The 13,102-nt window shown below is 40.4% G+C and carries 15 protein-coding genes; all 15 read right to left on the bottom strand.

Annotated elements, in window-relative coordinates; genetic code table 11:
• Positions 1-71 precede the first annotated feature (71 nt).
• Positions 72-1,166 carry a helix-turn-helix domain-containing protein gene (locus tag LBYS11_RS07535; RefSeq protein WP_103117764.1) on the bottom strand — a complete coding sequence of 365 codons (1,095 nt, stop codon included), beginning with the start codon at positions 1,164-1,166 and terminating at the stop codon, positions 72-74.
• A 266-nt stretch (positions 1,167-1,432) separates the two neighbouring features.
• Positions 1,433-2,380, bottom strand: coding sequence for a malate dehydrogenase (gene mdh / locus LBYS11_RS07530; protein ID WP_016991928.1), 948 nt, complete (start codon positions 2,378-2,380; stop codon positions 1,433-1,435).
• On the bottom strand, positions 2,380-2,748 hold the full coding sequence (locus LBYS11_RS07525) for a BMC domain-containing protein (protein ID WP_048390006.1): 369 nt from the start codon (positions 2,746-2,748) through the stop codon (positions 2,380-2,382). Before LBYS11_RS07525 ends, mdh begins: the two co-directional genes overlap by 1 nt.
• A complete protein-coding gene (locus tag LBYS11_RS07520) occupies positions 2,741-3,025 on the bottom strand; it encodes a EutN/CcmL family microcompartment protein (RefSeq protein WP_004269324.1) in 285 nt (94 codons plus the stop codon). Before LBYS11_RS07520 ends, LBYS11_RS07525 begins: the two co-directional genes overlap by 8 nt.
• A 36-nt stretch (positions 3,026-3,061) precedes the next feature.
• Positions 3,062-3,931 (bottom strand): phosphate propanoyltransferase, encoded by an 870-nt coding sequence (locus tag LBYS11_RS07515; protein ID WP_009370493.1) that lies wholly within the window; start codon positions 3,929-3,931, stop codon positions 3,062-3,064.
• A gap of 12 nt (positions 3,932-3,943) precedes the next feature.
• Positions 3,944-4,534, bottom strand: coding sequence for a phosphate propanoyltransferase (locus tag LBYS11_RS07510; RefSeq protein ID WP_103117763.1), 591 nt, complete (start codon positions 4,532-4,534; stop codon positions 3,944-3,946).
• A 128-nt stretch (positions 4,535-4,662) separates the two neighbouring features.
• A complete protein-coding gene (locus LBYS11_RS07505) occupies positions 4,663-4,941 on the bottom strand; it encodes a BMC domain-containing protein (protein WP_004269321.1) in 279 nt (92 codons plus the stop codon).
• Positions 4,942-4,961: 20 nt separating this feature from the next.
• A complete protein-coding gene (locus LBYS11_RS07500; protein WP_009370494.1) occupies positions 4,962-6,452 on the bottom strand; it encodes an aldehyde dehydrogenase family protein in 1,491 nt (496 codons plus the stop codon).
• A 15-nt stretch (positions 6,453-6,467) separates the two neighbouring features.
• On the bottom strand, positions 6,468-7,118 hold the full coding sequence (eutL, locus tag LBYS11_RS07495; protein ID WP_036077522.1) for an ethanolamine utilization microcompartment protein EutL: 651 nt from the start codon (positions 7,116-7,118) through the stop codon (positions 6,468-6,470).
• A gap of 11 nt (positions 7,119-7,129) precedes the next feature.
• The gene (gene eutC / locus LBYS11_RS07490; protein WP_066037675.1) at positions 7,130-8,140 is read right to left on the bottom strand and encodes an ethanolamine ammonia-lyase subunit EutC; all 1,011 of its coding nucleotides are present in this window, start codon (positions 8,138-8,140) and stop codon (positions 7,130-7,132) included.
• Between the two features lie 9 nt (positions 8,141-8,149).
• A complete protein-coding gene (locus LBYS11_RS07485; RefSeq protein ID WP_008176446.1) occupies positions 8,150-9,520 on the bottom strand; it encodes an ethanolamine ammonia-lyase subunit EutB in 1,371 nt (456 codons plus the stop codon).
• Positions 9,521-9,525: 5 nt separating this feature from the next.
• Positions 9,526-10,947, bottom strand: coding sequence for an ethanolamine ammonia-lyase reactivating factor EutA (locus tag LBYS11_RS07480; protein ID WP_103117762.1), 1,422 nt, complete (start codon positions 10,945-10,947; stop codon positions 9,526-9,528).
• A 17-nt stretch (positions 10,948-10,964) separates the two neighbouring features.
• Positions 10,965-11,465 (bottom strand): EutP/PduV family microcompartment system protein, encoded by a 501-nt coding sequence (locus LBYS11_RS07475; RefSeq protein WP_103117761.1) that lies wholly within the window; start codon positions 11,463-11,465, stop codon positions 10,965-10,967.
• 10 nt (positions 11,466-11,475) lie between these two features.
• Positions 11,476-11,817, bottom strand: a complete 342-nt coding sequence (gene eutS, locus LBYS11_RS07470; protein WP_004269314.1) for an ethanolamine utilization microcompartment protein EutS — start codon at positions 11,815-11,817, stop codon at positions 11,476-11,478.
• Positions 11,818-11,843: 26 nt separating this feature from the next.
• Positions 11,844-13,088, bottom strand: coding sequence for an ethanolamine utilization protein EutH (gene eutH, locus LBYS11_RS07465; RefSeq protein WP_016991938.1), 1,245 nt, complete (start codon positions 13,086-13,088; stop codon positions 11,844-11,846).
• Positions 13,089-13,102 lie beyond the last annotated feature (14 nt).

The following is a 13,102-nucleotide window of genomic DNA, read 5'->3' as shown; positions in this document are numbered from 1 at the left end:
CATCCTCCTTTTCACGTTATAAGTTTATCATATTTTCGAAAATTTTGTATATTGCGGACTTTCTAGGATAATTATTCAGAATATTCCTTTTTTAATTTCTCTATTATTTTGATGTATTGTCTATCCCCTAATCCATAGTGTGGAAATAGGGAAAACAATTGCTTTAACAGGTCATTTTGAGATAGATTGAGGTGTTTTTTTATATACGTAGTGATCTCATTCTCTTCATTTAAATAGCTGAAAAATAATTGAATGCCCTGATACATGACAGGTATAAACGTTGTCTTGGGTAGACGATGGTGCATTAAGACCTCTTGATAGACCTCCCCATACGGTCCAAGTTCTATCTCTGTTTCTTCCACATCATAGGTCATTTCCTTGACCATATAATAATAGACTTTGCCTTGATACCTTTGTTGCTCTAGGAAAGCAAGGACGGTCAATAAATTCATCTGACAAAACATATCATCTCCAAACCATAAAACAATACATTTATAGTCATTTGTTAACAATGGCTTCAACGGGTTCAATGTCACCTGCTCATATTGCTGTAAAGACACCTCATGCCCTATAGCACGCAGTTTATTAAATTCTTCACTGAAAATCGGACTAATCGTTGGATTCGCACACATCGCTTCATTGAAAGGAACGTAATCACTGTTGCCCATTAATTTTTGTTTTGCGAACTCCTCATACATCATTTGACCATTTAATACATTCAATAGCTCTTGATCGTATTGCGCATTCATCTTCTCTTGTAATGCTTGAATTTTAAATTTCTGAGAAATATCCATCGTCAACCATCCTCCATCATCCTGTAATCTCAACTTTACAAAGGTTTGTAAAGGTTGAGGAGACTTTCTGTAATCATTCGGACTTATACCAAAGTACCTTTTAAAAGCTCTAGAAAAGGATTCCTGCGATGAAAAGCCGTAGTGAAAGGCGATGTCGATTATTTTCTTTTGGGGATCTTTTAATGCAATAGTAGAAAGATAAATTTTACGTAGTGATCTATATTTTTTAATCGTCATCCCTGTCGTCTGATGGAATTTAAAAGAACAGTAATAAGGAGAATAACCTATATCCTTTCCTAATTGCTCTAATGAAAATCCTTCTAATAGATGAAGCTCAATCCAATCAATCATCTCCTGTACAATGTTGTTCATCCACATCCCTCCTAATTTCATTATAGTAGAAGCGATTATGATTTTTTTGATATAAGTTGTGAATAAAAAAACTGCAGCAAACTTTACAGTCTGCTACAGTTTCTGCTCTCATAAATAGTGGAGAGCTTTCTATATAATTGGGGATTTATACTAGCCTTCAAGTCATGTTCGGTTTCCAATCAAACATTTTTTGAGCTATCATGAAGTTTTATTGGAAAGAAAGTTGGGGATCCTTTCGATCCATTTAAAAATAGAGTCTGTTTACTCTATTCAATGTTTTGGCAAATAGCAATTACCTGTTTCACAGCCTCTGCAGAGTGCTGAAGGGCTGTTTGTTCTTCATTTGTTAGGTGCAATTCGATGACAGATTCGATGCCATTGCCACCTAAAATAGTTGGTACCCCTAAAAAGAGATCGTGGTACCCATATTCTCCTTCTAATAGGGCAATAGAAGGGATAATTTTTCGTTGATCTTTGATAATAATTTCAACCATTTGGGCACACGCTGCGGCTGGAGCATAGTAGGCACTACCATTACCTAGTAAGCCAACAATTTCACCGCCGCCTTTACGCGTACGCTCCACGATTTGCTGTAGTCGTTCCTGAGGAATTAGTTTCTCTAATGGAATGCCGCCTGCATAGGAATAACGGATTAATGGAACCATTTCATCGCCATGTCCTCCTAGGACGAAGCCTGATACATCCTCTGGTGCAATGTGAAGCTCCTGCGCCACAAACGTGTTGAAGCGAGCTGTATCTAACACACCAGATTGACCGATGATACGATTTTTGGCAAAGCCTGTTTCCTTATGACACACATACGTCATGGCATCAACAGGATTACTCAACACAACAACAATACTATTTGGAGCATAGTGTTTAATTTGTCTTGAAACCTGTTGAATAATTTTAGCATTTGTTGTGACTAAGTCATCACGACTCATCCCTGGTTTACGTGGAATACCTGCTGTAATGACAACAATATCCGCGCCTGCGATATCTTCATATTGACTCGTGCCTTTAATGGACACATTGAATTTTTCGATGGGGCCTGTTTGTAGCAAATCCAAAGCTTTCCCTTTTGTCGGGTTCTCGGCCTCTGGAATATCAACAAGCACTACATCGCCTAATTCTTTCTGTGCTAAAAATAAACTCAGTGTGGAACCGGTGTGGCCTGCTCCAATAACAGCGATTTTATTTTTACGAAATGCCATTATGCCTCACCTCGATTATCTGTCGCCAATGTTGTTTCTGTTGTTTTTTTAGCACGCGTTGCTGCTGGTGCAGAGACAGCCTTTTTCTTTGGTGCCTCTGGTCCTTTAATCATTTTAAAGACATCTTCATCAGGTCTCGGAATGACGTGAGCGCCTAATAATTCACCAACACGCATAGCGGCTGCTTTTCCAGCCTCTACTGCAGCTTGTACAGAACCTACGTCACCCTTCACGACAATCGTCACGATGCCACCATCCACAAACTCTTGTTTGACGATTGTGACGTCTGACGCTTTAATCATCGCATCAGCAGCTTCATAAGAGCCTACTAATCCTTTTGTTTCGATCATTCCAATTGCGCTACTCATTGTCCTCACCTCTCATTACTTCCGTAGAATCAATAATACCAATGACAACTGCATCAATCGGTAACGGATTATCTTTCATAATATAGCGAGATGACCCACCACTTGTAATCAGGACATCATCACCAATACCCGCTCCTATACGATCAGCTGCAACCATTTCTGTGCGAATCGGCTGTTGATTGGAATCAATAGGTTGAATGATTAGTAGCTTTAAACCATTCAGTCCCTCTTCCTTGCGTGTTGCCCATACACTGCCTATCACTCTTCCCATTTGCATGAACTTCACCCTCTTTATGCGACACACATTGTCTAACTACTCTGAACGAATCGTTAATGTTTTATTTAACTCTCGCAGCTTATCATAAGCCAATGCTGTCACAATGGTTTTCTTTGGAACGACAATTTCTTGTGCATCGATATCGAGCACTTCTATTTGTGAAAGTAGCTTTTTGTCATAATGATAGACGGACGGTTGCTCTACTTTCTGTACGACTGGCGACTGCTCTTTCACAGTGATCATAGGTTCACTTACTTGATGATGCACGATTTCTGCAAGCGTTCCTTGCTGAATTAACCCTGCATTTGCTTCATCTGTATCAATATGCATTTCTAAGCGATAGCGCTCTGAAACACGGATAACCACATTCGATAAAATAATTGGGCGAATACCTTCTACCTTAATTTGGACAGATTGCCCATCTACGACTTGGAATCTCGCACTATCCGCTGGGGACATATGAATATGTGCCTGTGCAATAATGAGGCCTTCATTTAACACAACACTTCCCTTTGGACCAATTAATGTAACAGGACTGGAACCTTGAATATCACCAGAAATTCTTAATGGTGGCTTCAGACCTAATTTCATAGCATCTGTCCAGCTTACTTCCACTTGCGATAAGGAACGAGCGGGACCAAGAATACGCACGCGCTCAATTGACCCTTTTGGACCTGCAATTACTACAGTTTCCTCCGCAGCAAATTGCCCTGGCTGTGAAAGCTCGAATTTCGGTGTGAGCTGATAATTTTCACCAAAGAGCTGTTCCACTTCTGCTTGTGCAAGATGGACATGGCGGGCAGATACACCAATCGGAATTTTACCGTCATGTGGAGGGGAAGACTGATTTTTTAAGACCTGTTGCAGAACTTCTTCCACAATTTTTTGCACTAAATTTTCTTGCATCTTGCCTCCTCCTTACGATGATACTTTTATTAATTTACCCTGTGCCTGCTGTTCGATAAAACCAGCATTTGCTTCATCTGTATCAATGTGCATTTCCAGACTAAAATCATTGGAAACACGTACAACGACACCTCGGAAAGTGACAGGTCGATCACTTACAACTTCTACTGAAACTATTTCATTATTGCGTACTTCCAATGCTTTGGCATCTTCCTCAGTCATATGAATATGCGCTTGCGCAATGATGACTCCCTGCTGGATCTCTATTTCTTTGTCTTGAGAAAGTATTTTAATGCCCGCAGAATTGTCTATATCACCTGATTGGCGTAAAGGTGGTGTCACTCCTAGCTTCATGGCATCAGTGCGGCTTACCTCTACTTGGGTTGCTAGTCTTACAGGTCCAAGGACACGGACATTATGAATAACGCCTTTAGGTCCCTCAATAGAGACGCGCTCTTTTGCAGCAAATTGCCCTGGCTGTGATAAGTCGAAATCTTTCGATAGGGTTGCATTTGGACCAAAAAGTGCTTGTAAATCCGCTTCACTTAGATGGATATGACGAGCCGAAATGGCCACTGGAAAAGTTTTTGTTGCTGTTGTCATGTTAGCCACCTCTTTATTTTGTTGATTATTTTATCAGGACAAGGTGAGAGCTGTTCTAGAGTTAGATCCAGCTCTCTTCTATAAATGGTAGTTATTTTTCCATCTATAGCGTTTGAAAGAACATGAAATTATGCTTCTGCTTTTGGTAAAATCATTTCTAATTCGTGGTGTGGACGTGGAATTACATGGACAGATAATAGCTCTCCTACACGTTGTGCTGCTGCTGCCCCTGCATCTGTTGCTGCTTTTACTGCACCTACATCACCACGTACAAGAACTGTTACGATCCCGCCACCTACATGTACTTTGCCTACTAAATTAACGCTTGCTGCCTTTACCATTGCGTCTGCTGCTTCAATTGCTCCTACTAAACCTTTTGTTTCTACCATTCCTAATGCTGTACTCATTTGTCATTCCTCCAAATAATTTATTTATTTTGTAATGTGATTTGTTTTAATACTTGATCGACAATTTGTTGAACCATCGTTGTATCAAGAGTAGGTTCTTGTGAAACTACCGATTCAACAACGGACTGTACTTCGAATTCTGGTTTTGGCACTTCGACATCTTTAATGCCATACGCCATACGTTTGATATTTAATAAATGTCTTGCTGTAATGTTGTCTGACGTAATATTGCCGCCAAATGTCCCACAGCCTAATGTAAAGGATGGTGCTAAGCCCGTTGTGCCACCTACTGCACCAATTGAGGATAATGTATTAACCACAATTCGTGATACTGGTAATTCGACAGAAAATTGCTCTGCTAATGCTGCATTTTCAGTGTGAATTGAGCATGTATGTCCGCGTCCTCCAATATTGAGCAGGTCAATCATCACCTGCTTGGCTTCTGTACTGTTTTCAACAACATAAAGCGCAAAGATTGGTGATAGTTTTTCAAGAGAAAACGGAATATTTTTACCAATCATTGTTTCGAAGCCCACAAGAACTTTTGTATCGTCTGGTACCGTGATACCAACAGAATCAGCTAGGCAAGTAGCTGATTTACCGACAATCTGGGGATTTACTTTCCCAGGAACTGGCGAGATCAATTTTTCCATTTTAGCTTTTTCTTCGGCATTTAATAGATAGGCACCATTTTTCTTTAATTCTGTTTGCACTTGCTCGGCAATCACCTTATCCACAATAATAGCTTGCTCTGTTGCACAGATTGTGCCATTATCGAACGATTTACTTTGCACCAATTGGCGTACAGATTTTTGAATATTAGCCGATTTTTCAATGTAAGCTGGTACATTTCCTGGTCCAACCCCATAGGCAGGTTTGCCAGAGCTATAGGCTGCCTTGACCAATGCACCACCACCCGTAGCTAAAATTAAATGGATGTTTGGATGCTTCATTAGCTGCTGTGTTGCTTCCATGGAGGACATTGTTAAACATTGTAGTAATCCTTCTGGCGCGCCTGCTTTCTCAGCAGCTACTCGACAAATATCTAAAGCCTCTTTTGTACATTTCACTGCATATGGGTGTGGACTAAGCACTAAACCATTTCTCGTTTTTAAAGAAATAAGTGTCTTAAAGATCGCTGTAGAGGTTGGATTTGTTGTTGGCACGATACCAGCAATGACACCAAAAGGACTTGCAATTTCGGCTACTTTTTTCATCCGATCATAGCCCACAATACCAACTGTTTTTAATTCTTTAATATCTTCATAGACATCTCGTGAAGCTACTTCATTTTTCATCTTTTTATGGTTAGGAATACCCATTCCTGTTTCTTGCACAGCCATTTTTGCTAAACGCTCTGCTTCCTTAAAGGCAGCATCCGCGACAGCCTTTACAATGTTGTCTACTTGTTGCTGAGAAAATTGCATATAGGCAGCCTGTGCTGTATTAGCATGTTTAACGGCATCTCTCATTTCCTGAATCGCTAATAAGTCTTTGTCTAATGTGGCCATAAAGCCGCCTCCTTTCTAAATCACTGGGTTTCTAGCTATATTTTCAATAGCTTCTCTGAATGCATGTGCCGCAGCCTCGCATGAAGATTGGCTGCCAGTTAATAAGCCGCCCCCAAAGTTAGTTTCAGATGGAGGACCAAAGAAAACCTTTAGCTCAACATCTGCAGCCTTTAATGCTGCATCTAATCCAACAACCGCTTCAAGCGGCGGAGCAATTAAATAAGCAAGTGGGGTGCCAACCTTTACATCTGCAAGCTCAGCAAGATACGTCCCACAGCTTGCCACGGTATGGGCAAACAAGGCATGATTGTCATTATTATTAATAGCTTCAAAATACGTATCAAATTCAATTTTTTGTTGAATGGCATCAAGACCACTACGAATTTCATCAGGTGAGCTTCCAGCAATAATGCCAATTACTTCACCTGACAATGGACCAGACGCATGTGCCGCTCCAGCATAAAAGCTTTTTGCATAAACAACATCGACATCTGCCTTTTTCGTCGCCTCATCTAAGGCAACATAGCCAACATCGTCGATTGTCAGTGTGACAAGCCCAATGCTATGATGATGTGGCTTTAAATCTAACTGCTCTGCTAGTTCACTGTTGACTCTTGGAATGGTTTGCATCGCCAAGATTTGCGCCATAATTTTTTGAGGATACATATTTCAGCCTCCTAACCTTCTTTTGCGACAAGCTCTACGCCACTTGCCTGATAACGCAGGATTTTTTCTACGACTGTGCCAAGATAAGCTCCCGCTTCTAATGGTGGGATACCACCCTTATGGATATTTGAAATTACCATACGTTCCGCTTCCACTGTCCCAATTCTTGGCTTGTAGCATAAATATGCACTCATCGATTCTGCTGATACGAGCCCTGGACGCTCACCAATTAGATAAACAATAACCTCTGCCTGTAGCAGCTCACCAATCTCATCCATTAAAGCAACACGCCCTTTATCGATATAGAACGTAGTACCAATGTCAATATTTAAATTGCTAAGACTTTGCTGAAGGGCTAAGTAAACATCTTGAACATTCTCCTCAATCGCACTTGCACTCAAGCCATTCGAGATAATAATCTGTACCTTTGGCTGTGGTTTACATTTTTGCTGAATCAATGCCTTTGATTCTTCTGATAAACGACGCCCTAAGTCAGGTCTTGTAATGTATTCTTCTTTATCTGTGACTTTCGTTGTGACCTGAAAGACATCAAGCTTTTGTAAAAGATCTTCTGTCACTTCGCCATATACAGCATCTACCGCAGCAGCATGATCAAGTCGGAATTTTAACCAGGTTTTCGTTTTCGGTCTTGTCCCTGCTCTTCCTACACCAATACGAGCAGGTGTATGTTTCTTAGCAGCCTGCACACTTTCACTTAACGAGCCCGCCTCAAACTGAAAGGGCTTGATCGGCACAGCGTCATTTACTGGTTGTTCGAAAGTAGCAGAAGTAACCGTCGTTACTTGCTGTGGAGCTCCATGCTGATACAGCTGAATTAATGGCTCCTGTGATGTTGCTATAGCTTCTGTTGTTCCTGAAAAACGATTTTCTACTGTATCATAAAATTTAATAAGTGGTTGTTCTGTTGGAGTAGCTGCTATTTCAGGTGTTTGGCTACCTGTACTTTTCTCCATCTTCTCCATGACAAGCTGTGTAATCATAGAAACTAATTGATCATTCACTTGACTCACCTACCTTTCAAAAATGGATAAATCGCCAGCTCTTGCTGACAGTCGACCATTTTCATAAATGCCCATTTTCTCTAACCATGCTAAATACTCTGGTGCTGGTTTTTTACCAAATGTTTGGAGTAATGTAGCCACATCATGGAAGCTCATCGATTGATAGTTGAGCATCACGTCATCGCCCATTGGCGCAGCAATAATAAAGTTAACACCAGCAGCTGTCAGCAATACACTCAAATCTTCCACATCATTTTGGTCTGCCTTAATATGGTTGGTATAGCAAATATCTACCCCCATAGGAATACCATGCATTTTGCCCATGAAATGATCTTCGAGACCTGCTCGAATTACTTGTTTATTGTTGTATAAATACTCTGGGCCAATAAAGCCAACTACAGTGTTCACAATATAAGGATTAAAATGTCTAGCAAATCCATAATTGCGGGATTCCAGTGTTACTTGGTCAATACCCATATGTGCCTCTGCCGATAGCTCTGAGCCTTGACCTGTTTCAAAGTAGAATAAATTTGGACCAGTACCTGTTCCTTGTTTTTTAATGAGCTCCTCTGCTTCTCGTATTAAATCAGCAGAAATACCGAACGAACGGTTAGCAATTTCTGTCCCTGCGATACTTTGGAAAATCATATCTGCTGGGGCGCCTTGTTTAATTGCCTTCATCTGTGTTGTAATATGAGCTAATACACAGTTTTGCGTAGGAATGGACCAATCATTGATGAATTCCTTTGTAGCTGTAAGCACTTTTTTGACACTTTCAACTGAATCATCTACAGGATTAATGCCGATAACAGCATCCCCAATACCATAGGACAATCCTTCTTTTAGAGAGGCGATGATGCCATCAATATTATCTGTCGGATGATTTGGCTGTAGACGAGATGACAGCGTCCCTTTTTGACCAATCGTAATATTACACGTTGAAAGTATTTCAACTTTATTGGCTGCATGTACAAGATCTAAATTGGACATTAGTTTTGTAACAGCGGCAATAATCTCGGAATTCATCCCTTTACTTAAACGCTTTAATTCACGATCACCCGTGTCATTTGATAAAATGTATTCACGCAGCTGCTCGATGCTCCAGTTTTTGATTTCTCCATATATTTGCTCATTAATATCGCCCTCAATAATGCGTGAAACCTCATCATTTTCTTGTGGCACTAATGGGTTTTCGCGGATATCTTTAACTAAAAGCTCACTTAATACTGCCTTTGCTGCGATCCGTTGTTGAACCGTCTCAGCGGCAATACCTGCTAGCTGATCGCCTGATTTTTCTTCATTGGCCTTAGCCATAACATCTTTTAATGATTTAAAATTATATTTTTCTCCACCAAATATCACCGATAAGTTCACATTCATCCTCCTTACTTTGAATGGAAGGCAAGGGTCTTCACCACAACAGGAACGACGCCAGATGGCAGAACCTCTCCAATGTCGATGTAATCGCCCGTTTCCACTTTAATTTGATCGATGCAAATAATTGGTACTGTCGCATTTATGGCTTGTATGGTCTGTCCAATAATCTTTGCATAATCTGATTGAATGACTATGATAATTGGTATGTCCTTAGAGCATCTTGTCGCCAAATGTAACAAAATGGCCTGACACAATGCATGTACATCCTGAAAGCTTAAATATGGCAATTCACTAAAATAGAGGGCAAATGGCGAACGATTGTCCTGTATAGAAAATAGATCATTTGCTCTCTCTACTGCTGTCTTCACCGTCGAGTTAAAATCTGTTGAAGAATCTATATGACAATTGAAGACAGGTACATTTTTTAGTGGTAATACTTGGGCATCCACCTGAATGGTTGCCCCACTGATTTCAGTGGTTTGTGTACCAGCACCAGTCACTGTTGCACGTGCTGTTTCCTCTGGTCGTAACCATAAAAATGATTGTAGCTGTTCATGCTGAAGTAGCATTTTCGCTAATTTTTCACCAATATCATCATATTGACGCTGGGTACATTCATTTTCATAAATACAAGAGGCCACACCACCCGTAAAAACGATGGCATCCACAGGTTTATGCCAGTTTGGTAAATGCCCTAGTAATAATGGATGCTTTTCATCTCTGCATTGCCCATGAAGAATCATGGCAAGTGTTTGCACCATTTCTTCAATACAATGTGTCACTCGAATATCTTCGGCCGCATCACCGACCGCTAACGGATTAGCCCATCGTTCCATCAATCGCATGAGTGGCGGAGAAATTGATTGAATCTTGCCATCCTTAAACTCAATCAATCTACCACCAACATGTAAGGTACATGTACCAATGACCTCTCCAAATTGCATAACAGCAATATTCGCTGTCCCTCCACCAATATCGATATTGGCGATGACTTTGGATGAATTCTTTGATTGCTGTAAAGTACCTGCCCCTTTGGCAGCAATGATGCCCTCTAAATCAGGACCTGCGGTAGCAACTAAAAAATGACCTGCGCCATCTGCAATGGTATGGACAACCTCACTTGCATTTTCCTTCGTGGCTGATTCACCAGTAATGATGATGGCCCCAGTTGCAATATCAGATGGAGCAATTTGTGCCAATTGATACTGTTGAGAAATAAATTCCTCTATCTTTTTCATATCAATGATGTCTTTATTGATAAAAGGGGTTCTAATAATTGGACTTTGATGCAACACCGTTTTCTCAATAATTTCAATCCTTGGCACATGTGTTACGCCAGCCACATTCTTTAACAGAAAACTACTGACAACCATTTTTGTGGTACTTGTCCCAATATCAATGCCTGCACTAAATATTTTTTCAGTTTTCACCCTACACCTCCCTCTCGCTACTGTGAGCAATACATGAGATACGGACTATCGCTTTCCTTAACAAATTGTCGAATTTCTTCATTTGACTTGAGTTGAATCAATGGTTCAATCAATTCAATGCCAAGCTTTTGCCAGGAAGAGGTTTTCACGATAGGGCCCTGCGTCATAACATTTTTTAATAAGGCGGTAGCCCTTTCTACATCTGCTTCAGGGGCATCAATCTTGGTAATAACCCCTATTTGTATTTTGGGAATCCCTAAGCTGAATTGCGGAGGGAATACACTCCTTGCTGATGTGGCATCCTGCAAGTAAATCACATGGGTTACTTCCAAAGATGTTGCCATAATATTTCTGTAATACATTGGATTTTCAACATATTCACCTGGTGTATCAACAATCCAGTCATCATAAACGAGTGCTTGTGTTTTGTTGGCACTGCTTTCTTTGCCCAACAATGTATTCATCAATGTTGACTTTCCTGCTTGCACACCGCCAATTATCATTACTCGATTTTTCATATGACACATCCTATGATTTTGTTATTTTTGATGGTGTATAACCTAATACCTCGGATAAAAAACGATTGATTTCTAACATCGCCATTTCTACCTCTGACACACTACCAACAATAACGAGACTACCTGTAAAACGATCTAAAAATCCTAGTTTGACATTGGCAGCCTTTGTTGCTAAGTCTCCTGCAATAATTACCGTTTCACTTGGCGTACAAGTCATAATGCCAAGGGCACCTGCTTCTTGGATACCTAGCTTTTGAAACATTTCTGGATCAGGATTGGCAATAAGGTGACTCAATGTTAGCTGTTTACCCGGCACAAACTCCTGAATAAATCGTTTTTTCTCTTCACTCACACGTCATCACCTCACTTTTTAATCAATTAAGATTTTTGATCTGTTAAATACTCGCCTTCTTTGATAATGCCAGCCTTACGATCTTCAATTTCCAACCTTAATGCAGTTGGTACTGAAAGCTTATAGGCTAAAATAATCGCAATAACACCCGCTAAAAACTTCCCTGCAATAACAGGTAAAATAATGGTTGGCTGGAAGTTCGCCGTGAATGATAAGTGATCACCTAATAAAAAGGCGGAACATACACCAAATGCAATGTTAATTACTTTGTCTTTTGGTGGCATATGGCGAATTAGTGTAAACATCGCTAAAATATTCGCAATCGTTGCTAAAATCCCAGCACTTCCTACAGAGGATAAGCCTAATTTTTTACCAGCTGCTTCAAGTGGCTTGGAAGCATACTTTCGAATTAGATACACCATTGGGAAGGCACCCGCTAGCATAATCCCGATATAACCAGCTGTTTCTAATGCTCGGAACTGATCGATTTCATCAGCCATGATTGGATCGAAGCCCCACGCGCCAAAAATCTTTGTAAAAATACCTGTAAAAATCTCAACAATAGAGAACACTAACACCAGTTTAATTCCCGCATCCATTACACGACCGAATACCATGAAGCCAGTAATCATGCCGTTTGGAATAAGCTTTAAGCCTAGTGCGATTAAGATAACGAAAATGAATAAAGGTAGTAAGTTAATTAATATTTGTAAAACAGAAATGGCAAATACATATGTAGGAGCCTCTGTTGTACTAATGACTTCACGTACTTCTGTGTTGAATAGCACAATCATGATCGAAGAAATAAATGCACCAATCGGAATTGTTAAAACGCCAGCCATAATTCCTAGCGCCATGTATTTATGATCACGCTTATCCAACATCGCAAGGCCCATTGGAATTGAGAATACGATAGTAGCACCTGACATAAAACCAACAACAAGAGCCATTACCCATCCCTCATAAGACTCCTTTAATGCATTGGCTAATTGGTAACCACCCATGTCCGAGGCTAAAATCGTCGTCGCTGCAATCGCAGGATCTGCGCCAATTAACTCAAAAATCGGACTAATAAAATGACTAATAAACCATGTTAAGTAAGGTATAGCTGCCATGATCCCTGCTGCTGGGACAAAAATATGACCAACCGTATGGATCCCATTCATAAATTCTTTCCCAATTCCATACTCAGCATCTCGGATAGCTCCGATTGCCCCTAAAACAGCACAAATCATAATAATATAAACGATAACCGTTCCTATCATTGCCATCTTACTCATCACCC

Origin of the sequence: Lysinibacillus sp. YS11 (assembly GCF_002896375.1) — a bacterium.
GTDB lineage: Bacteria > Bacillota > Bacilli > Bacillales_A > Planococcaceae > Lysinibacillus > Lysinibacillus capsici.
Note: the sequence above shows the minus strand (reverse complement) of the source record. Positions and strands in the feature narration are given on the sequence as shown.

Coding starts and splice junctions, on each gene's coding strand:
- LBYS11_RS07535 (WP_103117764.1), bottom strand. CDS start 1,166: ATGAACAACATTGTACAGGAGATGATTGATTGGATTGAGCTTCATCTA.
- mdh (WP_016991928.1), bottom strand. CDS start 2,380: ATGGCATTTCGTAAAAATAAAATCGCTGTTATTGGAGCAGGCCACACC.
- LBYS11_RS07525 (WP_048390006.1), bottom strand. CDS start 2,748: ATGAGTAGCGCAATTGGAATGATCGAAACAAAAGGATTAGTAGGCTCT.
- LBYS11_RS07520 (WP_004269324.1), bottom strand. CDS start 3,025: ATGCAAATGGGAAGAGTGATAGGCAGTGTATGGGCAACACGCAAGGAA.
- LBYS11_RS07515 (WP_009370493.1), bottom strand. CDS start 3,931: ATGCAAGAAAATTTAGTGCAAAAAATTGTGGAAGAAGTTCTGCAACAG.
- LBYS11_RS07510 (WP_103117763.1), bottom strand. CDS start 4,534: ATGACAACAGCAACAAAAACTTTTCCAGTGGCCATTTCGGCTCGTCAT.
- LBYS11_RS07505 (WP_004269321.1), bottom strand. CDS start 4,941: ATGAGTACAGCATTAGGAATGGTAGAAACAAAAGGTTTAGTAGGAGCA.
- LBYS11_RS07500 (WP_009370494.1), bottom strand. CDS start 6,452: ATGGCCACATTAGACAAAGACTTATTAGCGATTCAGGAAATGAGAGAT.
- eutL (WP_036077522.1), bottom strand. CDS start 7,118: ATGTATCCTCAAAAAATTATGGCGCAAATCTTGGCGATGCAAACCATT.
- LBYS11_RS07485 (WP_008176446.1), bottom strand. CDS start 9,520: ATGAATGTGAACTTATCGGTGATATTTGGTGGAGAAAAATATAATTTT.
- LBYS11_RS07475 (WP_103117761.1), bottom strand. CDS start 11,465: ATGAAAAATCGAGTAATGATAATTGGCGGTGTGCAAGCAGGAAAGTCA.
- eutH (WP_016991938.1), bottom strand. CDS start 13,088: ATGGCAATGATAGGAACGGTTATCGTTTATATTATTATGATTTGTGCT.